Consider the following 23,472-nt stretch of genomic DNA (forward strand, 5'->3'; position numbering starts at 1 on the left):
CCGTGTTCACGGCAGCGGCACGAGATCCAGCAGGCGGCGGATCACCTGTTCGCTGCGCACGCCCTCGGCCTCGGCCTCGTAACTGAGCAGCACGCGGTGGCGCAGTACGTCATGCGCGATGGCATGCACGTCTTCCGGCAGGGCGAAATCGCGGCCGTTCAACCAGGCATGGGCGCGGGCGCAGCGATCCAGCGCGATGGTGCCGCGCGGGCTGGCGCCCCAGGCGATCCAGCGCTTCAGTTCAGCGCCATAGTGCCCCGCATCGCGGGTGGCCAGCACCAGCTGAGTGAGGTATTGCTCCAGCGCCGGCGCCATGTGGATGGCAAGCACGGCTTCCCGCGCGGCGAAGACCTCCTCCTGCGTCACGATGGCTTGAGCCGGCGACGGCGCATGTGCCGGCTGCGCGGATTGCTCGCGAGCCAGGCGCAGGATCGCCAGCTCCGAGGCCGCGTCGGGGTAGCCGATGGTGACATGCATGATGAAACGGTCCAGCTGCGCTTCGGGCAGCGCGAACGTGCCTTCCTGTTCGATCGGGTTCTGCGTGGCCATCACCATGAACAGTCCCGGCAGATGCCAGGTATTGCGCCCGACGGTAATCTGCCGCTCGGCCATCGCCTCCAGCAGCGCGGATTGCACTTTGGCCGGGGCGCGGTTGATCTCGTCCGCCAGCACGATGTTGTGGAACAGCGGCCCGCGCTCGAACTCGAAGCTGCCCGACTGGGGGCGAAAGATGTCGGTACCGGTGAGGTCGGCCGGCAGCAGGTCGGGAGTGAACTGTACCCGGTGGAAATCGGCTTCGATACGCCCGGCCAGGGCCTTCACCGCCGTGGTCTTGGCCAGGCCCGGCGCCCCCTCGACCAGCAGGTGGCCATCGGCCAGCAAGGCGACCAGCAGGCGATCGATCAGCTGCGGCTGGCCGATGATCTGGCGCTTGAGGTCATCACGCAGGCGGGAAAAGGCTTGTTGCAAACGCCCTGGGGCGGAGGCTTGAGGCATGTCCATCCGATAATCCTGTACTACTTCATGCCGGTACAGACCACGACACAGTACGAAAGTTTACGGCCTTTGGCACCCGGGAACGTGAAAAGGGGTGGCACCCGGCCACCCCTTTTCCCGGTTCGTGCTGGAACGTTCCGCTTATTGCAGGCTGTCGCTGAGAATGCGCGGCGTCACGAAGATCAGCAGTTCATCCTTGTCGTTGATGTGCTGCGTGTTGCGGAAGAGCACGCCCAGGCCGGGAATGTCGCCCAGGCCGGGCACCTTGTAGATCGTATCGGTCTTGTTCACCTCATAGATACCGCCGAGCACCACGGTCTGGCCGTTGTCGACCAGCACCGAGGTGTTGAGCGAGCGGGTATCGATGACAGGTACCTGGCCGCTACCCGGAACCGTGATGTATTTGTCGAGCGAGTCCTTGTTCACGTTGATCGCCAGATACACACGGCCATCGGCGGTGATCGTCGGGGTGACCTTCAGTTCGAGCACGGCGTCCTTGAAGGCCACCGTGGCCGTGCCGCTGGCACCGCCGCCGCCCACGCTGTTCTGGTAGGTCACGTAACCGATTTCCTGACCCTGGCGGATATCGGCTTCCTGCTGGTTGGCGGTAATCACGCGCGGGCTGGAAACCACCTGGCTGCGTCCTTCCAGCTGGGCGGCCTGGAGTTCAAGATCCAGCGCGTAGTTCTTGCCCAGGATCGCCGCCGCAATCGAGGAGGCCGTACCGGTGGTCGGCGTCGCCGGCAGGTTGACGTTCAAGTTGCCCGAGCCCAGCGTGCTCGATCCGCTGCCGTTGCTGCCCTGGGTACTGCCGAGCGAGCCGCCCACCTGCAGGATCTGTCCGCTGGGATTGGTGCGATTGCCGTTGACGCCCCATTCCACACCCAGGTCGCGCTCGAAGTCATCGGTGGCGATGACGATGCGCGATTCGATCAGCACCTGCTGAACAGGACGATCGAGCTCGGCGATGATCCCCCGCAGTTCGGCGGTTTTCTCCGCGGTGTCGTTGATCAGCAAGGTATTGGTGCGCACGTCGAACGACACGCTACCGCGCACCGACAGGAAGCCGCGGTGCTGCGAAGCCGCACCGCTACCGCCACCACCGCCGATGCTCTGCATACTGCCCGTCGTCAGCAGCTTGGCAATGTCCGCCGCCTTGCCATAGCTGATCGGAACGTACGTCGTAATCAGCGGTGCGTTGTCTTCCGCCTTGAAGCGCGCGTCAGCAAGGCTCTGTTCGTAATCGGCAAGCTCCTTCTGGGGAGCGATCCAGATCACGTTGCCGTCACGGCGCTTGTCCAGGTCCTTGGCACGCAGGATCACATCCAGCGCCTGGTCCCACGGCACATTCACCAGCCGCAAGGTGACACTGCCACCCACCGTATCGGAAGCGACCAGGTTCAGCCCGGACACATCCGCCAGCAACTGCAACGCCGAGCGCACCGGAATATCCTGGAAATTGAACGTCACGCGGCTGCCCGTATAAACAGGCTGCGCAAACGATGCGGGATTGGTGTTCTTCGAATTCTGCTTCTTGGGCGTCACTTCGATCACATACTGATCGGCCGTCTGGTACGAAGACGTCTCGACATCGCCGCTGAAGGCGATATCCAGATGCGTTCCGCCGGGTGTGGCACGCGGCGTGATCGACTGCACCGGTGTGGCGAAGTCGAGCACGTTCAGGCGCTGGGCCTGGCTGGCCGGCAGCTGGCTGTTGGGGATGTCAACGAGGATGTCGTTGGCTTCGCGGTGCATGTTCGCATTCGCGCCCGCCCCGTTGAAGTTGACCAGCACCCGGCCGCTGCCGTTGGCGCCACGCTGGAAATCGATGTTGACGATCGCCGGGCCACTCATCGCCGAAGGCAGCGCCTTGGATGGGTCGATGGTGGAAGCGGTCGTGACGGGCTGCGCGATCGTACCGTTGTTCACCACCAGCACAAGGCTGTTGCCCTCGACATGCGACTTGTAAGACGAAGCCTGCACCAGCTCGACGACCACGCGGGTGCGCCCTCCGGCCGAGACCGCCGAGACACCGGTCGTGCTACCGATACCGATATCCTGGTGTCGCGAGGCATCGTTGGTCGTATCGGGAAAATCGATGGCGATGCGCGGCGGCGTCTCGGTGGTGAAGATGGTCGGCTGCGGGACCTGGCTGTTGTCGAAGTTCATGCGCAGCTCGACGCGACCGCCCGGCAGGGTCTTGTAGGTGATGTTCTGCAGCGTGCTGGTTGCGGCGGCGGCGTTGGCCCACGCCGCGGCACCCAGCACCATGATGGCTATCAGGCAACGGCTCGCCAGGTGCATGGCACGGCTCCGGACTGGTTTGATTGGATTGGTCATTGCATCAGCCCCTGTCATCCTATTTCGCGCCTAGCGCGATGCTCGCCGGACGTTCCATCCAGCCGCCATTGCCGTTGGAAACCAATTCGACCAGGTCGACCTTGTCACTGCTGATGGCAGTGATCCGGCCATAGTTCTGGCCCATGTACTCATTTGCATGCACGCGGTGGATCACGCCACCCGGATCCTTGATCAGCGCTTCCATGCTGCCACCGCTGCCGATCGTGCCTACCATCTTCAGGCTATCCAGCGAGAACGCTTCCAGCGGCTCGCGCACGCGCCCCGCGTCCGGGCGGGGGCCGTTATTGGCATTGAGCTCGTCCGCGCTCGCGCTGAACGGATCTCGCTTTTCCTGGTCGTTGTAAATGAAGGTTTCGAACGTCTTGATGACAGGCAGCGGCGGAATCGGCGCGCCACGCTTGGCTTTCTCCTGCGCGACCCATTCATGCAGATCCGATTGACCGCTGCACCCGGCCAGCACTACCGCCGTACCGAGCAGCAGGAACGATTTGGCCAGGGCAGCTGGCGTGAAGGCAGTCATGATCTTCATTTCCGCCCTCCCGCTTTCTTGCCCTTCGCTTTGCCACTGCCTTCGGCGGTTTCGGAATCTTCCAGGTAGCGGTAGGTTTTTACCGTTCCCTGCAACACAAGCAGTTGATTGGGCCCGGGCTCGGCGCCCTTGCCAGGCGGGTTCAGCGGGGTCAGCGAAACGTCGTGCATGGTGAGAATCACCACGCGAGGAAGCGACGCGACTCCGCTGATAAAGGTGCCGAACTGGTGATAGGTACCGATCATCTTCAGCTGGATCGGCTTCTCCGCGTAGAAATCCTTCGGAATCTCGGTACCGGGCTGGAACAGCTCCTGCTGCAGCCCGGCCGAGAGCGCGGTCTGGGACACGTCAACCAGCAGTTCGGGCATTTCCGTCTTGCTGGGCAATTGACGCAGCAGCTGCCGCAGCATGTCCTTCATCTCGTCCAACTGCTGTTGCAGGGCCTCGAGGTTGACGGACTTGGCCTGCTTTTCCGCGAACTCTTGCTTGAGCTGTTCTTCCTTGCCCGCAAGGCTCGTGAGGGTGTCTTGCTGGTCATTGATCACCGTGTACCAGCCAACCAGCATGATCAGCAGGAACAACAGCACCGTGAAGAATGTTTTAACCGACATCGGCCAGCCGCCGATGTTGTTGCGATCGAGACTGCGCAGGTCGTCAAGGAGTTTCATTATTTGCCCCCTGCCTTGACCGGCGTTGCGCCAGATGATGCGGGAGTCCGCGCGGTCGCCGCAGGCGCGATGGCCGTCTTGGACTGGTTCGTCACGGGCGCCTCTGGTGTCATGACCGAAGCGCCGCCCGCCGGTTCGCCGGCGCTGTCATCCTGCTTGGGACGCTGCAAGGTCACCGACAAGCCGAAGCTGTAGGGCATGCGCGAGGCATCGTGGCTGTTTTCCGTCTTGCTCAGATCAGCCTGCCCCATCCAGGGCGAGGCCTCGATGTTGCGCATGTACTCGGCCACGCTGGCATTGGATTGGGCCACGCCGTCGAGCACCATTTTATCGCCGTTCTGCTTGATCGACGTCAGGCGCGCGCTGGGCGGGATCGTCTTAACCAGCTCGTCGAACAGGTGCACCATCTGGGAGCGATTGGCCTGCAACTGCTCGATGATCTGCTTGCGCGCCAGCAGCTGGTCCCTGACTTTTTCCAGGTCCTTGATCTTGTCCAGGCGCACGTCCACTTGCTTGATCTGGTCTTGCAGATAGGCGTTGCGCTGGTTCTGGTTATCGATGCGCATGTCCATCCACAACCACCAGAGCAACATGAGTCCGATGGCTACCAGCGCGGCGGCGCCCAGCTGCATGAAGAACTCGCGCTGACGTATTTTGCGGCGTTCGGCACGCCAGGGAAGTAGGTTGATGCGTGCCATCAGTCGAAACTCCTCATGGCGAGTCCGACCGCGATCATCAGCGCAGGGGCATCCTGGGTCAGCGATTGCGCCTGGACGCGGCTGGACAGCGACATGCGCGCCAGCGGGTTGGCCACGATGCAAGGCAATCCAAGCTGCTCTTCCAGCATCGAGGTGATGCCGTCGATCGATGCGCAACCACCGGCAAGCACCACCTGGTCGACTTTGCTGAATTCACTGCCCGCGTAGAAGAACTGCAGCAGGCGGCTGATCTGCTGCACCAGCGATTCCTTGAACGGCTGCAGCGCTTCGGTTTCGTAGGATTCGGGCAACCCGCCCTTGCGCTTGGCGCGTCCGGCTTCCTCGTAGGAGAGGCCATAGCGGCGCATGATTTCGTCGGTCAACTGCTTGCCGCCGAAGACCTGCTCGCGCGAGTAGATGGTGCGCTGGTTCTTCAGTACCGACAGCGTAGTCATGGTGGCGCCGACGTCGACCACCGCGACCAGCGCATCGCGACCGACGTTCAGCTGATCGGCGATCAGGGTGAAAGCGTTTTCCATCGCGAACGCTTCCACATCGATCACCTGCGCGCTAAGGCCGCCCAGGTCCAGCGCGGCGACGCGCATGTCCACGTTCTCGGTGCGCGAGGCCGCCAGCAGCACGTTGTTCATTTCCGGGTTGTCGCGCACCGGACCGAGCACCTCGAAATCGAGGCTGACTTCTTCGATGGGATACGGAATGTACTGGTTGGCCTCGACCTGGATCTGGCCTTCCAGATCCTCATCGGATAACTCGGCCGCCATGGGCACGATGCGCGTGATGACCGCCGAGCCCGCCACCGCGGCCGCGGCATGCTTGAGCTTGGTGCCCGAACGCGACAGCGCGCGGCGAATCGCTTCGCCGACGGCTTCCACCTCGACGATGTTCTTTTCGACGACGGCATTGGGGGGGAGTGGCTCGATCGCGTAGTGCTCCACGCGATAACGGCCACCGGCCTGGCTGAGCTGCAGCAGCTTGACGGCGGTCGAACTGACGTCGACACCGATGAGCGGCGGCTTCTTGGGTGTGAAGAGCCCCACGATGATTCCCCCTTGACCCCTGGTGCTTCCGCCAGTAGCTGGCGGGATTGCCGGGCCATTAGATCCAAAAATTAATGCAATAGCAACGGTCTACGCGATCTTCTTCGAGACTTTTGACGTGATGGCCTGCACATTTGAGCCAACCCGTCCAGATGCCGCGATTAAGGTTTTGCTAATCCGTTGCTCATGTTGCTCATACTGCTACATCTATACTCTGGGCTGTTTTGACTCAGGTCTCGCCTTGGGATGCTCCGCTTCATTCCCACGGGGTGGCATGATGTCAGCAGGCCCTCCCGGTACGTCACGGTGCCGCCGGCCAGCCTTGAGGACGTCAATCATCACCTTCAAATTCAATAGCTTGGACGCCATCTGGCTCGCCAGACCCCGCTTTGACGGAAGGACAGGCAGCCCGCACCCGTGCACCGGCCGGCCCGCTCATCGGCGCCCGGACGGCGCCGATTACCTCTCCGCAGCATGAATTTACGAGCACCCCCACCCCCCATGACGCGAATTCTGAAAGTCCTCCTGCGCTGGCTGCTTATCCTTGGCTTCAGCGGACTCCTGCTGATCGCCGCCGCCGCCGGGGTGGCCTATTGGCTGGTTTCCCCCCGCCTCCCCTCGGTGGCGGTGCTTAAGGATTACCACATGCAGGTGCCGTTGCGGGTGCTCACCGCCGACGGCAAGCTGATTGCCACCTTTGGCGAGACCCGCCGCATTCCGGTTTCCATCGACCAGGTGCCGGACATGCTCAAGCATGCGGTGCTTTCCGCCGAGGACGCCGACTTCTACAGCCACCCCGGCATCGACTGGCGCGGCATTACGCGCGCCGGCTTCCATGTGCTGGCTTCCGGCGGCAACAAGTCCCAGGGCGGCTCCACCATCACCCAGCAGGTGGCCCGCAACTTCTTCCTGAGTCCGGAAAAGCTGTATTCGCGCAAGCTGATCGAGATGTTCATCGCCCTGCGCATCGAGGGCGAGCTGAGCAAGGACCAGATCCTGGAGCTTTATCTCAACAAGATGTTCCTGGGCCACCGTTCCTATGGCGTGGCCGCGGCGGCCGAGTACTACTACGGCAAGCAGCTGAACCAGCTGACGGTAGCCCAGTGCGCCGCCATTGCCTCCACCTTCCAGCTGCCCTCGGCGGTCAATCCGCTGACCAACACCCCGCGCCTGATCGCGCGGCGCAACTGGGTGCTGGGGCAGATGCTGGAGCACAAATACATCAACCAGGCGCAGTACCAGGAAGCCATCAACGCACCCGACGATGCCGCGCCGCATGAGCAGCCCATCCAGGTAGATGCGCCGTACCTGGCCGAAATGGCCCGCCTGCAAGCGCTGGACCGGCTGGGCAATGACGCGCTCACCGAAGGTTATGTCGTCAAGACCACCCTGGTCAGCACGCGCCAGGAGGCCGCCGTGGCGGCCGTGCGCGACGGTCTTTCCATCTACGACCACCGTCACGGCTGGCGCGGACCCGAGGCGCACGCAGAACTTCCGCCCGGCGCCAGCAATGCCGATTACAGCAGCATGCTTTCCAGCTACACCGACGTCGCCGGCATGACGCCGGGGCTGGTCATCGCCTCCAGCGCAAGCGAAGCGTCGGTGTATCTGCCCAACCACCAGACCATCCAGCTCAACCTTGCCGCGATGGACTGGGCGCGCCCCTACATCAATGAAAGCCGCATGGGCGCCGCTCCCAAGGCGGTCAACGAGGTGCTCAAGCCCGGCGACATCATCCGCGTGATCCACGACGACAAGGGCAACTGGCAACTCACGCAGATACCCAAGGCGCAGGCCGCATTGGTGTCGCTGGATCCGGAAAATGGCGCGATCCAGTCGCTGGTGGGCGGCTTCAACTTCCAGCGCAGCAAGTTCAACCGCGCCGTGATGGCGGCACGCCAGCCCGGTTCGAGCTTCAAGCCGTTCATCTATTCGGCCGCGTTCGAGCGTGGTTTCACCGCGGCCTCGATCATCAACGATGCGCCGCTGGCCCTGCCCGATCCTTCGCAACCGAACGGCCTGTGGACGCCTAGCAACGACGACGACAAGTTCGCCGGTCCCATGCGCTTGCGCGAAGCGCTGATCGAATCGAAGAACCTGGTGTCCGTGCGACTGCTCGACGCCATCGGCGTGCGCTACGCACGCGATTACGTGACCCGTTTCGGCTTTCCGCTCGATGCGCTGCCGAACAACCTGTCGATGGCGCTGGGCACCGCATCCGTTTCGCCACTGAGCATGGCGCGCGGGTATGCCGTGTTCGCCAACGGCGGTTATCTCGTCACGCCGTACTTCATCAACGAAATCGACGATCGCGACGGCAAGCCTGTCTATGTGGCCAACCCGGCGCGCGCCTGCGCCGATTGCCAGGCGCGGCTGCTGCAGAACAGTCCGCCGGCCCCGCCACCGGCAAGCATGCTCACCAATGGGGTGGCCACGGCCAATGCCTCGACCGCGCCAGCGCCGGCGAGCAGTGTCGGCATGGCGGGCGAAACTGCCTTGCCCGCCGACGCGCACAATGGCGAGGCCGCTCCCGTGCTGGCGCCGCACGTGATCGACATCCGCAACGACTACCTCATCACCTCGCTGATGAAGGACGTGATCACCTCGCCGATGGGCACGGGCTATGCGGCCAAGGTACTCAACCGCCCGGACCTGGCCGGCAAGACCGGCTCCACCAACGACCATCGCGATGCCTGGTTCGTCGGCTTCAACGGCGATCTTGCGACCGCGGTCTGGTTTGGCTTTGACGACTTCAGCCCGCTGGGCAAAGGTGAATTCGGCGCGAAAGCCGCCTTGCCGATCTGGATCGACTACATGGGCGATGCCCTCAAGGGCCTGCCGATGAAAGATCTTGCGATGCCGCCTGGCATCACCACGGTGCAGATCAATCGTCAGAGCGGCCTGCCGACCTCCTCGGACGACCCGGATGCGATGTCGGAGATCTTCAAAGTCGAGGACGTCGATCGTCTGCGCAACCAGGCGGCACAGCAGCAGCAACAAAACCAGGATCAACAACAAGCTAACGACATTTTTTAAAATTTTCCGGTAGTCTTGGGTCGACGCTGCAGCAAAGGGGCCCGGTCATGGCACGAGGCGAGCACCATCGCATCCACGCACACGACCGTGTGCAGCGCAACCGGCTTCGGGTCGCCCAGGAGGCGGCCCGGCTGATGAGCGAGCACGGCATCCGCGACTTCCATCATGCCAAGCGCAAAGCCGCCGAGCGGCTGGGCGTCCTCGACGAGCAGGCCCTTCCGCGCAATCACGAGATTGAACAGGCCCTGCGCGAACACCAGCGCCTGTTCCAGGCCGACAGCCAGCCGCAGTTGTTGCGCACGCGACGCGAAGCGGCGGTCGAAGCGATGCGCTTCCTGCAGCGCTTCGAACCGCGCCTGGTCGGTGCCGTGCTCGAAGGCACCGCCGATTCGCATTCGGCGGTCTGCCTGCATGTGTTCAGCGACGATCCCGAAGCGGTCGGCATCTACCTGCGCGAACACGGTGTGCCATACGAAACGCAAACGCGCCGCCTGCGCGCCAGTCGCGAAGAGCAGGCCGAGTATCCGGTGCTGCTGTTCGCGGCCGACAACCTTCCCTTCGACCTGACCGTGCTTCCGCATGACGCCTTGCGCCAGGCGCCGATCGATCGCATCGACGAGAAGCCGATGCGACGCGCCTCGCTGGCATCGGTGGAGATCATGCTGGCCGAAGAAGACAGCGAGCAGGACGACTTCGAACGCAAGCTGTCCGCCGCACTGCGCTGATCTGCTTTACCGCGATGCCGAAAACGAAAAACGCCCGGCCGGAGCCGGGCGTTTTTTGCAGGCACCAAGCGCGCTCGATCAGCGCTTGTCCATGGCCACGTAGTTGCGCGTATCCGAACCCACATACAGCTGGCGCGGACGGCCGATGCGCGAACCGGGCGTTTCGTGCTGTTCGATCCAGTGCGCGATCCAGCCGGCGGTGCGGGCGATGGCGAACATCACCGTGAACATTTCGGTCGGAATGCCCAACGCCTTGTAGATGATGCCGGAGTAGAAATCGACGTTCGGATACAGCTTGCGCTCGACGAAATAGTCGTCCTTGAGCGCGGCTTCTTCCAGTTTCATGGCCACGTCCAGCAGCGGATCGTTGACGCCCAGTTCGGCCAGCACCTTATGGCACATCTCGCGGATGATCTTGGCGCGCGGATCGAAGTTCTTGTACACGCGGTGGCCGAAGCCCATCAGGCGGAAGTTGTCGTTCTTGTCCTTGGCGCGCTTGACAGCGGTTTCCACCTTGTCCGGCGAGCCGATCTCTTCGAGCATCTTGAGCACCGCCTCGTTGGCGCCACCGTGCGCGGGACCCCACAGCGCGGTGATGCCCGCGGCGATCGACGCATACGGATTGGCGCCGGTGGAACCGACCAGGCGCACGGTCGAGGTCGATGCGTTCTGCTCGTGGTCGGCATGCAGGATGAACAGCAAGTCCAGCGCCTTGGCGGCCACCGGGCTCAGCTGCAGCGGCTCGCTCGGCACCTCGAACATCATGTGCAGGAAGCGGTTGACGTATTCGAGGTTGTTGCGCGGATAGCGGAACGGCCAGCCGATGGAATAGCGATAGCACGCGGCGGCGATGGTGGGCATCTTGGCGATCAGGCGGATCGCGGCGAGCTTGCGGTCCTGGGCGTTATCGACGTCCAGGTCTTCGTGGTAGAAGGCCGAGAGCGAAGCGACGGACGCTGCCAGCATGGCCATCGGATGCGCGTCGTGGTGGAAGCCCTGGAAAAAATTCTTGTGCGACTCATGCATCATCGTGTGATGCGTAATGTCGTTTTCGAAACTTTCGAACTGCGTCTTGTTCGGCAGCTCGCCGTTGAGCAGCAGATAGGCCACTTCGAGGAAACTGGATTTCTCGGCCAGCTGCTCGATCGGGTAGCCACGGTACATCAGGATGCCCTGATCGCCATCGATATAGGTGATCGAACTTTTGGTGCTGGCGGTGCTGCCGTAGCCCGGGTCGTAGGTGAAGTGCCCGGTGTCCTTGTACAAGGGGGCAATGTCGATGCAAGCAGGACCCATCGTGCCGCTCAGCAATGGGAGTTCGCTGCTACGGCCGGTGGACTCATCTACCAGCTTGACGGATTTGGAATCGGACACGGAAACCTCCTGCGCTTAGGTCGCCGCCGGGGACCACCGCATCACGGCAGCGGCCGGCGAAGGAAAGTCACATCGTCGTGTGGGGAAGCGGCGATGCATCTTTTCCATTATCGCACATCGATCCTCAAACATCCGAGGGCGAATGGTCATGGATGCCGTACTTATGGACCGTGCGGGCCATGAGCAAAACCATTATGACAAGCGCAAAAAAATACAGGGCAGGCGCTGGGCCTGCCCTGTATTTCGGAGCCGACTTGCCGCTAAGGGCAAGTTTGCAAATGGATTACTTCTGCGCGTAACGGCGGCGGAACTTGTCCACGCGGCCACCGGTGTCCATAACCTTCTGCTTGCCGGTGTAGAACGGGTGCGAGTGGCTGGAGATATCCACCTTGACCAGCGGGTACTCGTTGCCGTCTTCCCACTTGATGGTTTCCTTGGTCGCGATCGTCGAGCGCGTCAGGAACGCGAACTCGGACGACAGGTCCTGGAACACCACCTGGCGGTAATTCGGATGGATATCGGGCTTCATGACGGACTCAAAGCGGTGGGTGAAAAGAGCGGCATTATAGCGACCTTCCAAAACCCCGGTCAACCGACCCGATACCCTGGCAGCGGCTACGATGCCCCCAGGGCCCGCCGCACCATGCCGGCGAACTTGGCCTGGTCCAGCTCCAGCACCACGTTGGCCCGGGCGGGAAGCTTGAGGCGGTCACCCCAGTCCACCACGGTCGCGCCGCGGGTGAGGCGACCGTCCAGTTCCACGCCGACGTGACGGCGCTCGCTGCGCTTGACCACGGTAGGGTCGATCGCCACCGCCATCGCCAACGCGTCGGCCGCAATGATGCCGCGGCGCCCTCGCTCGCGATTGGTATTGCGCGCCACCTGGAACACGCGCCCGAAGAACGCCGCGCGCCGGTCACCGGTGGCCAGCCACTCATCGAATTCGGATTCGTCGAACGCATGCCGCAGAGTCAGCTCCCAGTCGACCAGGTCGAAGTCGGGAAAGCCTTCGAACACGATATGGGCCGCTTCGGGGTCGAAGCCCACGTTGAATTCCGCCGGCACGCGGCCGGTGTTGCCATGGCCGGTGACCGCACCGCCCATCACCACCAGGCGCTTCACGCGCCGAGGCAGCGTCGGGTCGAGCTTGAGCGCCAACGCCAGGTTGGTGAGCGGGGCCAGCGCCACCAGGGTGATCTCGCCCGGGCGTTCGCGGGTCAGGCGCAGCAGGGCCAGTGCGGCGTGCTCGTCGGCGACCCGGCTTTCCGGCTCGGAAAAACCCACGTCACCCAGGCCGTCACGGCCATGCACGAAGGCAGCATCTTCTTCCGGCAGGCGTACCAGCGGCGACGGGCAACCGGCGAACACCGGCGTAGCACCGCCCACCAGGTCCACCAGCGTGCGCGCATTGCGCACCGTATGGGCAAGACCGACGTTGCCGGCGGCGATGCTCAAGCCGAGCACCTCGGCATGCGCGTGCGCCATCAGGATCGCCAGCGCATCGTCCACGCCGGGATCGGTATCGATGAAGAGTTGCGGTGTGCTCATGATTTAAGGAAGTGGAAACCCTGGAATTGGGAATACTAAACGAAGAGCAGAAAAGTAGGCATTTCCTGCGCGCGCCGTAGCCATGCGCATATTTTTGCCGCAAGAGGCTATTGCTTGAGCGCCGGGGCCTGAGTCCACCGCTGTGGACGACGAAACCTCCGAACGCCTCTTCAAGGGTAACGGCACCGGCGATTGATCGATGACTTACCCCGAGGATACAAGGCCAACGCTTTAAAGCGTGGTCGCAGTCGCAACGGGTGTCGATCCAAGGATCAAGTCGCGCTGTCTTGACGTGTTGCATCAATCGTAAGGCGGCCGGTTTCGGAACAAGGTGCCGGTGACGCCCCTTAAAACGAGGTTTGGCACTGCAGCTTGATCGACGTGGCCACGCACACAACCTCTCATGCGCCGGCATAACGCGCGGCACCGCCGATCCAGCGCTCGATCAGCCGCCCTGCCTGCTCGGCATGCTGCGCCAGCATCTGCTCGCCCACGCGCTGCACGGCGGGCAACAGGTGCGCATCGCGGGCCAGATCGGCCATGCGGAAACTGAGCTGACCAGTCTGGCGCGTACCGAGCACCTCGCCGGGGCCGCGCAGTTCCAGATCCTTTTCGGCGATGCGAAAGCCATCGTTGGTTTCGCGCATCACTTGCAGGCGTTCGCGTGCAAGCTGACCCAGCGGCGGCTGATAGAGCAACACGCAATTGGACGCCACCGCGCCGCGCCCCACGCGTCCGCGCAGCTGATGCAATTGCGCAAGACCCAGGCGCTCGCTGTTCTCGATCACCATCAGGCTGGCATTGGGCACGTCCACGCCAACCTCGATCACCGTGGTGGCCACCAGCACCGCCAGCTCGCCGCGCTTGAATGCATCCATCACCGCCTGCTTTTCTTTCGGCTTCATGCGTCCATGAATCAAGCCCACGCGGCAGTCGGTGAGTGCGTGGGTGAGTTCGGCATGCGCCGCCTCGGCGGCTTGTGCGCGCAGCTGTTCGGATTCCTCGATCAGCGTGCAGACCCAATAGGCCTGCCGGCCTTCCATGCACGCGGCGTGGATACGCTCGATCACGTCGATACGGCGCGCGTTGGAAATGGCGATGGTCTGCACGGGCGTGCGTCCCGGCGGCAGTTCGTCGATGGCGGATATGTCGAGGTCGGCGTAAGCGCTCATGGCCAGCGTGCGCGGAATGGGGGTTGCGGTCAGCACCAGCTGATGCGGCGCCAGTTCACCTTCCAGGCCTTTGTCGCGCAGGGCCAATCGCTGTTGCACGCCGAAGCGGTGCTGTTCGTCGACGATCACCAGGCCCAGGCGCGCGAATTGGACGCCTTCCTGCATCAGCGCATGTGTACCGATCACCACCGCGGCACCCTGCGCCACCCGTTGCATGGCCTGCTGGCGCGCCTTTCCCTGCTGCTTGCCGGCCAGCCATTCGACCGCGATATCCATGGGATCCAGCCAATGCCGGAAATTGCGCAGGTGTTGTTCGGCCAGCAATTCCGTCGGTGCCATCAGCGCGACTTGATAACCCGCTTCCACCGCGGCAAGCGCGGCCGCGCAGGCTACTGCCGTTTTGCCCGAACCGACATCACCCTGGACCAGGCGAAGCATCGGCTGCGGTTGTGAAATATCGGCGGCCACTTCCCGGATGACCCGCTGCTGCGCCGGGGTCAGCGTAAAAGGAAGCTGCTTGAGCCAACGCTTTTGCAACGCACCCGGACCTTTCACCATCGGTGCGCGACGCTCGCGCACCGCCGCGCGCAAGCGCTTGAGGCTCATGTGCTGCGTGAGCAGTTCTTCAAAAGCCAGGCGCTGCTGCGCAGGATGCCGTCCCTGCGTCAGTTGATCGATGCGCGCATCCGGCGGCGGCCGATGCACATACAGCAGCGCGCCGCGCAGCGAGGTCAGGCCGCATTCGGCGCACAGCGCGGGGGGAATCAGTTCGAGCTGGTCATCGGCGGGCAACAGTTGCAGTGCCTTGGCGACGACGCCGCCCAGGCGCTTTTGTCCCAGCCCTTCGGTGGTGGGATAAACCGGATTCAAGCACTCATCCATGACCACGTCGGCATGGTCCGCCAGGCGCTGGTACTGCGGATGCACCATTTCCAGGCTGCCCGAACCCTGGCGCACCTCGCCGTAACAGAGCAGGCGCACGCCGGGGCGCAATGGCTCGGCCTGCGCGCGATTGAAATGGAAGAAGCGCAGCAGCAGCGTTTCCATCGCGCCGTCGCCGATCGCCACTTTCAACTGGGGGCGGTAGCGATAGGTCTTGTCGACCGCCTCGACCGTACCTACCACCTGCACGCGCATACCCGGGCGAAGATCCGCCAGCGGCGTGACGCGCGTGCGGTCTTCATAGCGCAACGGCAGGTGGAACCACAGATCCTGCACGCGGTGCAGACCTAATCGCCCAAGCATCTCCACCAGGGCCGGACCGACGCCGCCAAGCGCCGACACGGGCAACTTGCCCGGATCGGCCACGGTTTCAGTCGAGGTGCGAGGTTTACTTGCCGCCATCGTTGCAAGACTAACCGAGCGCGGCGGCGTGCGGGGCGTCATGGCCGACACATGCTGTCAGCGATGTACCCGGCAATCGATCAGCCGAGCACCATGATCGCATCGACCTCGACCTGCGCGCCTTTGGGCAGGCCCGATACTTCGATGGTGGAGCGCGCCGGATAGGGCTGCTGGAAGTATTCGCCCATCACGGCGTTGACCGCGGCGAAGTTGGCCAGATCCGTCACGTAGATGCCCACGCGCACGATCTGTGCGAGCGATCCGCCAGCGGCTTGCGCGACGGCGAGAAGGTTGTCGAACACGCGACGCGTCTGTGTGCTGATATCGCCTTCCACCAGTGCGCCGGTGGCCGGATCAAGCGGAATCTGGCCTGAGAAGTACACGGTGTCGCCCGCGCGCACGGCTTGCGAATACGGGCCGATGGCGGCGGGAGCCTGGTCAGTGGCGATGATGGTGCGGGACATGGGGACGATCCGGCTGGGGAAAAGCGCAGTGTAATTGCCCTCGCGGCGGCTGCGTAGCACCCTTGGACGCCAGGCCTGGCGCTACAGCGGATAGCGATACGCCCCGCTCACCACACCGGTGCGGCGCACGCGCCGGATCACTTCGGCCAGATGCTTGCGATTTTTCACTTCGATGGTGAACAACAAGGTGGCAGCCGCCAGGTCGCGCTCGACGTATTCGACGTTTTCGATGTTGGAATCGGCCGCCGCGATCGCCGCCGCCACCGTGGCCAGCACGCCTGGACGATTGATGACTTCGATGCGCAATTCGGCGCGGTAATCGCCCTGTACGTCGCGATCCCATTCAATCGCCACGCAGCGCTCGGGCGATTTTCGCAGCTCCACCACATTGGGACATTCGGTGCGATGCACCACGATGCCCTTGCCTGGCGAGAGGTAGCCGATGATGTCGTCGCCCGGCAGCGGATGGCAGCAGTTGGCAAAGCTCAGCACGCCACGCTCGGCGCCGGTAATGCGGATGTTTTCCGCCTGATGCGGCGCGGCCGTGCCGCGCGCCGTCGTGCCCCGCGAGGCCACCAGCTGGCCGGCGACCTGGTCGGGCATGCGATTGCCGAGCGCGATGTCGGAAAGCAATTCCTCCAGGCGCTTGAACTTGGATTTCTGCAGGAAGCGCTCCAGCGCCGCCGGCGCGATCGCATCGAGGCTGGTGCCTAGCGCATCGAGCGCGCGGTCGAGCATGCGATGGCCAAAATCCACCGCATCTTCGTGCTGCAGATGCTTAAGGTATTGACGGATCGCGGTGCGTGCCTTGCCGGTGACCACGAATTCAAGCCATGCGGGGTTCGGCACCGCCGATGGCGCGGTGATGATCTCCACCAGCTGCCCCGACTCCAGCCGCGTGCGCAACGGCAGCAGTTTCTTGTCCACACGCGCGGCCACGGCGTGATCGCCCACGTCGGTGTGCACCGCGTAGGCGAAATCCAGTGCGGTGGCATTGCGCGGCAACGAAAGAATGTCGCCGCGCGGGGTAAACAGATACGTTTCGTCCGGAAACAGATCGATCTTGACGTTTTCGATGAATTCCGCAGCCGATGGCGTGTTGGCCTGGCTGTCGGCAAGCGCGGAAAGCCACTCGCGCGCACGCGCCTGGGCGCTGTTGGCCGGACCGCTGTCGGTCTTGTACGCCCAGTGCGCGGCCACGCCGCGTTCGGCCACCGAATCCATTTCCTCGGTGCGCACCTGCACTTCGATGGGTGCGCCGAACGGCCCCAGCAACACGGTATGCAACGACTGGTAACCGTTGGCCTTGGGGATGGCGATGAAATCCTTGAAGCGGCGATCGACCGGCTTGTACAGCGCATGCACGACGCCCAGCGCCATGTAGCAGCTCATCGCACTGTCGGTGACGACACGAAAGCCGTACACGTCCATCAATTGGGCAAAGCTTTTGTGCTCGTTGCGCATCTTCGAATAGATGCTCCACGGCGACTTGATCCGCCCGACCACGCGCACGGGAATGCGCTCTTCGACCAGCCGCGCGGTCAGCGCCCCTTCGATGCGTCCCATCGCTTCGCGCCGATTACCGAGCGCGGCGCGGATGCGTTCGCTGATCACGCGATAACGATCGGGATGGAGCGCGCGAAAGCCCAGGTCCTGCAGCTCCGCCTTGATCTTGTTCATGCCAAGGCGCTGCGCGATCGGCGCATAGATTTCCAGCGTTTCGCGCGCGATGCGCCGGCGCGAATCGGCATCCTTGGCGCCCAGCGTGCGCATGTTGTGCAGGCGGTCGGCGAGCTTGATCAGGATCACGCGCAGGTCGCGCGCCATCGCCAGCAGCATCTTGCGGAAACTTTCGGCGTCGGCCTCCTGGCGGCTGCTGAAGCGCATCTTGTCGAGCTTGGTGACGCCGTCGACCAATTCGGCCACCGGTTCGCCGAATTCCCCGGCCAGCTCAGTGCGGCTGAGCTCGGTGTCTTCCAGCGTGTCGTGCAGGATCGCGGCGATGATCGTTTCGGCATCCATGCCGAACTCGGCCAGGATGCCAGCCACGGCAATCGGGTGCGTGATGTACGGCTCGCCGCTCTTGCGGGTCTGCCCTTCATGCGCGACGGCGCCCACCTGATAGGCGCGCAACACCCGGGCCACGTTCTGTTCGGGGAGGTAGGCGATGCGCTCTTTCAGCGCCAGCACGTAGGGCGGCAGCGTGGACGTATCCTCCGAAGCGGGATGCGTAGCCGCCGGCATGGATTCACGACGCCCGTTCAGGCGCTCGCCTCACTGAGTGGATAGGGGTCGTGGAACCGATGGGACCGCAGTGTGCTGGAATGCCGCGCAGCGCGGCCCGCCAGCCCATGGTGGCCAGTGCGACGACTGCGCTGTCGACAGCCGCCGCTATCCATCAATCGTCCCCGCCCTTGGAAAGATCGTCGTCAACTTCCTGGGCGGCCCATTCCAGCGCTTCGCGCTCGGCGCGCTCGCGTTCGGCGCGGTCGATCTCGTCGATGGTGGCCTGGTCGATGCGGCGGTCGGCGATTTCGCGCAACGCCAGCACGGTGGGCTTGTCGTTGTCGGGGTTGACCGCCGGGTCGGCACCCTTGGCGAGCTGGCGGGCACGCTTGGTCGCCATCAGCACCAGTTCGAAACGATTGTCGACCACCTCGAGGCAGTCTTCCACGGTAATGCGGGCCATGGGAAATCCTTGAACAATAAAAGACTTTGAGCGGTCTTACAGTTTATCGGGCCGCCACTTGGCTGGCAACGCGATTGACTCTTATCATGTCCGACCGGTCGCCCGCCAGCTCGAAAGCGCCCGGCGATTGGTGCACAATATAAAACTAGCAAGTACAATTTTAACAAAATCCCCAAATTTTGCAGCGGACCCCCTCTCCATGCCCTCCCTGCCCCGCCTCGCACTGCGCCGCCTTCTCCCTCTAGCCGCCGTGGCCCTGCTGGCCGGCTGCGCCATCGCCCCGCCGCGTACGGACGATCCGCTGGAGAAATTCAACCGCAAGAGCTACGCCTTCAACATGGCGCTGGACAAGCACGTGCTGCGTCCGGTGGCGGTGGGCTATACGAAGGTCACGCCCAAGCCGGTACAGACCAGCATCAGCAACTTCTTCACTACCATCAAGCTGCCGATCAGCATCGCCAACAACATCATGCAGGGCCGTCCCAGCGATGCGATGACCGACACCGGCCGCTTCCTGATCAACATGACCGTGGGTGTGGCCGGCTTCTTCGATCCGGCTACGCATATGAAGATCCCGCTGAAGGAAACCGACTTCGGCATCACCCTGGCCCGCTGGGGCGTGCCCGAAGGCGACTACCTGATGATCCCCCTGCTGGGCCCGTCCACGATGCGCGACGTGTGGCAGTTCCCCGTGGACGGTTACCTGTTCGATCCGCTCAGCTACTTCGAACGCAATCACAAGTTTCATTGGGGCCAGTACTACATCCCCGAAGTGGTGTACTTCATCCAGATGCGCGCCCAGTTGCTCGATGCCGACAGCTACCTGCAATCGGCCTACGACCCCTACGCCTTCGTGCGCGACGCCTGGCGCCAGACCCGCCTGAACAAGCTCTACGATGGCAACCCGCCAGCCGACGTCATGCTGAAGCTGCAGCAGGGCCAGGGCTCGGGCAATTCGAACGGCAACAATAATTTCGATCCCGCCCAATTGCTGAAAGAACAGCAGCAGTGGGAGCAGCAGCAGAAACAGAAGAACGGCTCGGGCACGCCGCCGGCTGGCAATCAGTAAGCCACAGCGATTCGAGCAAAAAACGGGGCTTGGCCCCGTTTTTTGTTTACCCGGAAAACTCGGCCCTGCGCAGACCTGCTGCCTTTCCTCGCAGGGCGACGGATAAAGGTTCAGTGCAGGAACGTCTCCACGCCGCACACCTGCGCAAGCGCCTGCATGCCTTCCGGCACGTGGGTCACTTTCACCCGCTGCCCACTCTTGTCGGCCTCCGAAAGCGCCGCCAGCACACAGGCCAGGCCGGCGCTGTCGCAGCATCTAACACCCGACAGATCCAACGTGTGGCGATCGTGCGCGGCAAAAGCCGCACGCATCGCCGCGAGCGCATTCGCTGCCGTGGCGAAGCTCAGCGTACCGGACACGGAAACCGTGTCCGGTACCTCCGAAGCGACTCGAAACTCGCCAGCCTTACTTGGCGCCATTGCCTTTGTTTTCCTGTTCCATCTGCTGCAAGGCCTGGTCGCCCTGCGTCTGCAGGTCTTTGATCAGCTTGTCCAGACCTTCCTTCTTGATCTCGGCATCGACCTGGTTGCGATAGTTGGTGATGTAGGAAATGCCTTCGATGATCACGTCGTAAGCCTTCCATTGACCGTCGGCGGTCTTGTGGAAGACGTAGTTCACCGCGATCTGCTTCTTGTCGTCGGTGGTGACCTGGGTCTTGACTACGGTGTACTTGTCGTTGAGCTCACCCTGGAACGGCAGCACCTTCACCGTGCCCTTGGTGTAGTTGAGCAGGCCTTCGGCGTAACGGTTGGTGAGCGAGTCGTAGAAGGCCTTGGCGAACTGCGAACGCTGCTCGGGCGTCGCCGCGCGCGCGTGCATGCCCAATACCAGGATCGAGGCCCAGTCGGTGTCGAAATGCGGCAGGAAGATCTGGTTGATCATCGACACCAGCTTGGTCTTGTTGTTCTGCAACTCGGCCTTGTGGTCGGCAATCTGGGTATCCAGATCGTGCGTGATGGTCTGCACCACCTGTTCCGGCGTCGAGGCGTTGGACGCTTGCGCGCTCGATGCATCCTGCGCGAAAGCCGGCACGGCGATCACGACGCTACCCAGGGCGATGGCGGTGGCAATAGCCAAGTGACGCAACATGGATGACTCCTAGTGGGGCCGGCTCAATGCTTGCCGGCCGGGGGGTTATTGGACGAACCGTTGTTGTTGGAACCATTGCCACCGGCGTTGTTGCCGCCGCTGGGCGAACCGCTAACCAGAAACTTGCCGATCAGGTCTTCCAACTGCATGGCCGACTGCGTCAGCACCAGCTGGTCGCCATCCTTGAGGGAATTGGGCGAGCCGCCGGGTTGGATCGCAACATACTGGCTGCCGATCAAACCACTGGTGAATATGGCCGCCGAGGAGTCGTCCGGAATCTGGTTGTACTTATTGTCGATGGCCAGGGTCACGCTGGCGTCGAGCTTGGCCGGATCGGCCTTGATCGCCGCCACGGTGCCGATCGGCACACCCGCCATCTTCACCGGCGCGCCTACCCAGAGTGTACCCACGTTGGTGAATTCGGCACGCACCGAATAGGTGCCGCCGATCGCGTCGGCCGAGCCGCCGGCGCCCAGGAACTTGCCGAGCATTTCCTCCAGCGGCGCGGAGGACTTGGTCAGGCCGATGCGGCTGCCGTTGGAAATGTAAGTTTTCGCGCTGCCGAACACCAGGCCGACATATTGGTCGCCCAGCAGGCCGCTGGTGTAGATCGTGGCCACCGAATCGGTGGGAATCTGGTTGAATTTCTTGTCGATGGAGAGGGTGACATCGGCGACGTCCTTGCCCGGCTCCAGCGAAATCGACTGCACCTGGCCCACGCGCACGCCCGCCACCTTCACCGGCGCGCGCTCCTTGAGCGCACCGATGTTGGCAAATTCCGCATCGACCGTGTAGCTCGATCCCTGGTGGCTGTTGGCGATCGAGCTGGTCTGCGTGGCCAGGTATGCCAGCGCGGTGAACCCGAGCACGATGAACAGGCCGGTGCCGACGGCATAAGATTTTCTCTGGCTCACGGCAAAGTCCTCAAAAGAAAGCAATTAGTCATGACGGTCCACATCGGCTCGTTACATCAGGAACGCGGTCAGCACGAAATCCAGCGCCAGGATCGCGATGGACGAAGCCACCACGGTGCGCGTGGTGGCATAGGCCACGCCTTCGCTGGTCGGCGGCGTGGTGTAGCCCTGGAACACGGCGATCAGCGAGACCACCGCGCCGAAGGCCACGCTCTTCCACACGATGCCGTTGATGATGTCTTGCCACACGTCGACGTTAGCGGTCATGTTCGACCAGAAGGTGCCGTTATCCACGCCCAGCCAGCTCACGCCGACCAGGTGGCCGCCGAAAATGGCCATCGCGCAGAACACGCAGCACAACAGCGGCATGGCGATCAGCCCGGCCAGGAAGCGTGGCGCGATCACGTAGGCGATCGGATCGACCGCCATCATTTCCATCGCGGCGATCTGGTCGGTAGCGCGCATCAGGCCGATTTCGGCGGTAACCGAGGTGCCCGCGCGGCCCGCGAACAGCAGTGCCGTCACCACCGGCCCCAGCTCGCGATAAACCGCCAGCGCCACCACCGAACCGGTTGCCGACGTGCCGCCGAAAATGGCCAGCACGTGATAAAGCTGCAAACCCAGCACCATGCCCACGAACAGGCCGCAGGTCACGGTGATGGTGAGGCTCATCGCACCCACGAACCACAGCTGGCGGACCGTCTCGCGCACATGGCGCATGCTGCGCGGAACCGCGTACAGGATGCGCAGCAGGAACTCGCCGCAATAGCCGATCTGCGCCAGCGATTGCACCAGGACATTGTTGTATTGCATCCGCGCGCTCATGCCGCACCTTCCTTGAAGCCCAACGCGGTCGCGTAATCGTCCGCCGGATACTGGAACGGCACCGGACCGTCGGCGTCGCCGCCGAAGAACTGGCGCGTCCACGGCGAGCCGTTGTCGGCGATGGTCTGCGGGTTGCCCTGCGCCACCACCTTGCCGTTGGCAATCAGATAAATGTGGTCGGCCACCTGCTTGATCGCCTCCAGCTCGTGCGCCACCAGCACGCTGGTGATGCCGAGTGTTTCGTTGAGCGTACGGATCAGCTTCAGCACCTGGTTCAGCGCGATAGGATCCAGGCCCACGAACGGTTCGTCGTACAGGATCAGCATCGGATCGAACACGATCGCCCGCGCCAGGGCCACGCGCCGCGCCATGCCGCCGGAAAGCTCGGCGGGCGTCAGCGAGGCGGCGCCGCGCAAGCCCACCGCCTGCAGCTTGGTCAGTACGATGTTGCGGATAAGCACTTCCGGCAAGCGGGTGTGCTGGCGCAGCGGGAAAGCCACGTTTTCGAACACGTCGAAATCGGTCAGCAGGGCCGAATTCTGGAACAGGTAGCCAATGCGTTCGCGCAGCTCAAACAGTTGGTCGCGCGAGAGCTTGGGCACGTTCAGGCCATCCACCTCCACCGTGCCCCGGTCACCGCGCATCTGGCCGGTGATGTGCTTGAGCAGGGTGGTTTTGCCGGTGCCGCTGGGGCCCATGATCGCGGTGACCTTGCCGCGCGGGATGTCCAGGTCCAGGGCGTCGAACACGGTCTTGCCATTGAGCACCGTGGTAAGGCCACGGATGCGCACCAGGGTGCGATCGTCTGGCTTGGCGTTGACGGGATCGATCATGGGCAGGGGGAAAGGACCAAAGTGGTGAAGTTAACCCAAGTGGGCACGTAATGCTATACGCACCAGTCTAGTAATAGACC

At 63.2% G+C, this 23,472-nt stretch carries 21 protein-coding genes; 3 read left to right on the top strand and 18 right to left on the bottom strand.

Annotated elements, in window-relative coordinates; all coding sequences use genetic code 11:
- Positions 1 to 6: 6 nt before the first annotated feature.
- The 6 genes from VME63_RS18055 to VME63_RS18080 form a co-directional block, all read right to left on the bottom strand.
- Complete coding sequence (locus VME63_RS18055) at positions 7 to 996, bottom strand: AAA family ATPase (protein ID WP_414648291.1); 990 nt, start codon at positions 994 to 996, stop codon at positions 7 to 9.
- Between the two features lie 141 nt (positions 997 to 1,137).
- On the bottom strand, positions 1,138 to 3,300 hold the full coding sequence (pilQ, locus tag VME63_RS18060; RefSeq protein ID WP_325434898.1) for a type IV pilus secretin PilQ: 2,163 nt from the start codon (positions 3,298 to 3,300) through the stop codon (positions 1,138 to 1,140).
- 55 nt (positions 3,301 to 3,355) lie between these two features.
- Positions 3,356 to 3,886, bottom strand: a complete 531-nt coding sequence (locus VME63_RS18065) for a pilus assembly protein PilP (RefSeq protein ID WP_325434899.1) — start codon at positions 3,884 to 3,886, stop codon at positions 3,356 to 3,358.
- On the bottom strand, positions 3,883 to 4,557 hold the full coding sequence (locus tag VME63_RS18070) for a type 4a pilus biogenesis protein PilO (RefSeq protein ID WP_414648296.1): 675 nt from the start codon (positions 4,555 to 4,557) through the stop codon (positions 3,883 to 3,885). The genes VME63_RS18065 and VME63_RS18070 overlap by 4 nt, the downstream gene beginning before the upstream one ends.
- On the bottom strand, positions 4,554 to 5,252 hold the full coding sequence (locus tag VME63_RS18075) for a PilN domain-containing protein (protein WP_325434902.1): 699 nt from the start codon (positions 5,250 to 5,252) through the stop codon (positions 4,554 to 4,556). The genes VME63_RS18070 and VME63_RS18075 overlap by 4 nt, the downstream gene beginning before the upstream one ends.
- On the bottom strand, positions 5,252 to 6,310 hold the full coding sequence (locus VME63_RS18080; RefSeq protein WP_325434903.1) for a pilus assembly protein PilM: 1,059 nt from the start codon (positions 6,308 to 6,310) through the stop codon (positions 5,252 to 5,254). The genes VME63_RS18075 and VME63_RS18080 overlap by 1 nt, the downstream gene beginning before the upstream one ends.
- A gap of 501 nt (positions 6,311 to 6,811) precedes the next feature.
- Between VME63_RS18080 and VME63_RS18085 the strand changes: the two genes are divergently transcribed.
- Positions 6,812 to 9,346, top strand: coding sequence for a penicillin-binding protein 1A (locus VME63_RS18085; protein ID WP_325434905.1), 2,535 nt, complete (start codon positions 6,812 to 6,814; stop codon positions 9,344 to 9,346).
- Positions 9,347 to 9,393: 47 nt separating this feature from the next.
- A complete protein-coding gene (locus VME63_RS18090) occupies positions 9,394 to 10,071 on the top strand; it encodes a hypothetical protein (protein ID WP_325434907.1) in 678 nt (225 codons plus the stop codon).
- A gap of 78 nt (positions 10,072 to 10,149) precedes the next feature.
- Here VME63_RS18090 and VME63_RS18095 read toward each other — a convergent pair whose 3' ends face one another.
- The 7 genes from VME63_RS18095 to rpoZ all read right to left on the bottom strand — a co-directional run bounded on the left by VME63_RS18095 (position 10,150) and on the right by rpoZ (position 18,662).
- Positions 10,150 to 11,445 carry a citrate synthase gene (locus tag VME63_RS18095; RefSeq protein ID WP_325434909.1) on the bottom strand — a complete coding sequence of 432 codons (1,296 nt, stop codon included), beginning with the start codon at positions 11,443 to 11,445 and terminating at the stop codon, positions 10,150 to 10,152.
- Positions 11,446 to 11,728: 283 nt separating this feature from the next.
- Positions 11,729 to 11,974: a type B 50S ribosomal protein L31 gene (locus tag VME63_RS18100; protein ID WP_325434911.1), complete on the bottom strand. Its 246-nt coding sequence runs from the start codon at positions 11,972 to 11,974 to the stop codon at positions 11,729 to 11,731.
- 86 nt (positions 11,975 to 12,060) lie between these two features.
- Complete coding sequence (locus tag VME63_RS18105; protein WP_325434913.1) at positions 12,061 to 12,993, bottom strand: nucleoside hydrolase; 933 nt, start codon at positions 12,991 to 12,993, stop codon at positions 12,061 to 12,063.
- 401 nt (positions 12,994 to 13,394) lie between these two features.
- On the bottom strand, positions 13,395 to 15,509 hold the full coding sequence (gene recG, locus VME63_RS18110; RefSeq protein ID WP_325434998.1) for an ATP-dependent DNA helicase RecG: 2,115 nt from the start codon (positions 15,507 to 15,509) through the stop codon (positions 13,395 to 13,397).
- Between the two features lie 80 nt (positions 15,510 to 15,589).
- Positions 15,590 to 15,973 carry a RidA family protein gene (locus VME63_RS18115; RefSeq protein ID WP_325434915.1) on the bottom strand — a complete coding sequence of 128 codons (384 nt, stop codon included), beginning with the start codon at positions 15,971 to 15,973 and terminating at the stop codon, positions 15,590 to 15,592.
- An 81-nt stretch (positions 15,974 to 16,054) separates the two neighbouring features.
- The gene (locus VME63_RS18120) at positions 16,055 to 18,217 is read right to left on the bottom strand and encodes a bifunctional (p)ppGpp synthetase/guanosine-3',5'-bis(diphosphate) 3'-pyrophosphohydrolase (RefSeq protein WP_325434916.1); all 2,163 of its coding nucleotides are present in this window, start codon (positions 18,215 to 18,217) and stop codon (positions 16,055 to 16,057) included.
- A 154-nt stretch (positions 18,218 to 18,371) separates the two neighbouring features.
- Positions 18,372 to 18,662 carry a DNA-directed RNA polymerase subunit omega gene (gene rpoZ, locus VME63_RS18125; RefSeq protein WP_325434918.1) on the bottom strand — a complete coding sequence of 97 codons (291 nt, stop codon included), beginning with the start codon at positions 18,660 to 18,662 and terminating at the stop codon, positions 18,372 to 18,374.
- Between the two features lie 199 nt (positions 18,663 to 18,861).
- Between rpoZ and VME63_RS18130 the strand changes: the two genes are divergently transcribed.
- Entirely contained in the window at positions 18,862 to 19,731 is an 870-nt protein-coding gene (locus VME63_RS18130; RefSeq protein WP_325434920.1) for a VacJ family lipoprotein, read from the top strand.
- Positions 19,732 to 19,841: 110 nt separating this feature from the next.
- Here VME63_RS18130 and VME63_RS18135 read toward each other — a convergent pair whose 3' ends face one another.
- From VME63_RS18135 to VME63_RS18155, 5 genes are read right to left on the bottom strand one after another with little or no spacing between them, the layout of a single operon-like run.
- On the bottom strand, positions 19,842 to 20,090 hold the full coding sequence (locus VME63_RS18135; protein WP_325434922.1) for an STAS domain-containing protein: 249 nt from the start codon (positions 20,088 to 20,090) through the stop codon (positions 19,842 to 19,844).
- Positions 20,091 to 20,136: 46 nt separating this feature from the next.
- Positions 20,137 to 20,820 (bottom strand): ABC transporter substrate-binding protein, encoded by a 684-nt coding sequence (locus VME63_RS18140; protein WP_325434924.1) that lies wholly within the window; start codon positions 20,818 to 20,820, stop codon positions 20,137 to 20,139.
- Between the two features lie 23 nt (positions 20,821 to 20,843).
- The gene (gene mlaD / locus VME63_RS18145) at positions 20,844 to 21,734 is read right to left on the bottom strand and encodes an outer membrane lipid asymmetry maintenance protein MlaD (protein ID WP_325434926.1); all 891 of its coding nucleotides are present in this window, start codon (positions 21,732 to 21,734) and stop codon (positions 20,844 to 20,846) included.
- A gap of 51 nt (positions 21,735 to 21,785) precedes the next feature.
- Entirely contained in the window at positions 21,786 to 22,559 is a 774-nt protein-coding gene (gene mlaE, locus VME63_RS18150) for a lipid asymmetry maintenance ABC transporter permease subunit MlaE (protein ID WP_325434928.1), read from the bottom strand.
- Positions 22,556 to 23,392, bottom strand: coding sequence for an ABC transporter ATP-binding protein (locus VME63_RS18155; RefSeq protein WP_325434930.1), 837 nt, complete (start codon positions 23,390 to 23,392; stop codon positions 22,556 to 22,558). The genes mlaE and VME63_RS18155 overlap by 4 nt, the downstream gene beginning before the upstream one ends.
- Positions 23,393 to 23,472: the final 80 nt, after the last annotated feature.

Origin of the sequence: Dyella sp. (genome assembly GCF_035503745.1) — a bacterium.
In the GTDB taxonomy this organism is placed as follows: domain Bacteria; phylum Pseudomonadota; class Gammaproteobacteria; order Xanthomonadales; family Rhodanobacteraceae; genus Dyella_B.

What these genes read in the sequence shown, in the direction of transcription:
- VME63_RS18055 (WP_414648291.1), bottom strand. Translation starts at nt 996, where the DNA reads ATGCCTCAAGCCTCCGCCCCAGGGCGTTTGCAACAAGCCTTTTCCCGC.
- pilQ (WP_325434898.1), bottom strand. Translation starts at nt 3,300, where the DNA reads ATGCACCTGGCGAGCCGTTGCCTGATAGCCATCATGGTGCTGGGTGCC.
- VME63_RS18065 (WP_325434899.1), bottom strand. Translation starts at nt 3,886, where the DNA reads ATGAAGATCATGACTGCCTTCACGCCAGCTGCCCTGGCCAAATCGTTC.
- VME63_RS18075 (WP_325434902.1), bottom strand. Translation starts at nt 5,252, where the DNA reads ATGGCACGCATCAACCTACTTCCCTGGCGTGCCGAACGCCGCAAAATA.
- VME63_RS18085 (WP_325434905.1), top strand. Translation starts at nt 6,812, where the DNA reads ATGACGCGAATTCTGAAAGTCCTCCTGCGCTGGCTGCTTATCCTTGGC.
- VME63_RS18090 (WP_325434907.1), top strand. Translation starts at nt 9,394, where the DNA reads ATGGCACGAGGCGAGCACCATCGCATCCACGCACACGACCGTGTGCAG.
- VME63_RS18100 (WP_325434911.1), bottom strand. Translation starts at nt 11,974, where the DNA reads ATGAAGCCCGATATCCATCCGAATTACCGCCAGGTGGTGTTCCAGGAC.
- VME63_RS18105 (WP_325434913.1), bottom strand. Translation starts at nt 12,993, where the DNA reads ATGAGCACACCGCAACTCTTCATCGATACCGATCCCGGCGTGGACGAT.
- recG (WP_325434998.1), bottom strand. Translation starts at nt 15,509, where the DNA reads ATGGCGGCAAGTAAACCTCGCACCTCGACTGAAACCGTGGCCGATCCG.
- VME63_RS18115 (WP_325434915.1), bottom strand. Translation starts at nt 15,973, where the DNA reads ATGTCCCGCACCATCATCGCCACTGACCAGGCTCCCGCCGCCATCGGC.
- VME63_RS18120 (WP_325434916.1), bottom strand. Translation starts at nt 18,217, where the DNA reads ATGCCGGCGGCTACGCATCCCGCTTCGGAGGATACGTCCACGCTGCCG.
- rpoZ (WP_325434918.1), bottom strand. Translation starts at nt 18,662, where the DNA reads ATGGCCCGCATTACCGTGGAAGACTGCCTCGAGGTGGTCGACAATCGT.
- VME63_RS18130 (WP_325434920.1), top strand. Translation starts at nt 18,862, where the DNA reads ATGCCCTCCCTGCCCCGCCTCGCACTGCGCCGCCTTCTCCCTCTAGCC.
- VME63_RS18140 (WP_325434924.1), bottom strand. Translation starts at nt 20,820, where the DNA reads ATGTTGCGTCACTTGGCTATTGCCACCGCCATCGCCCTGGGTAGCGTC.
- mlaE (WP_325434928.1), bottom strand. Translation starts at nt 22,559, where the DNA reads ATGAGCGCGCGGATGCAATACAACAATGTCCTGGTGCAATCGCTGGCG.
- VME63_RS18155 (WP_325434930.1), bottom strand. Translation starts at nt 23,392, where the DNA reads ATGATCGATCCCGTCAACGCCAAGCCAGACGATCGCACCCTGGTGCGC.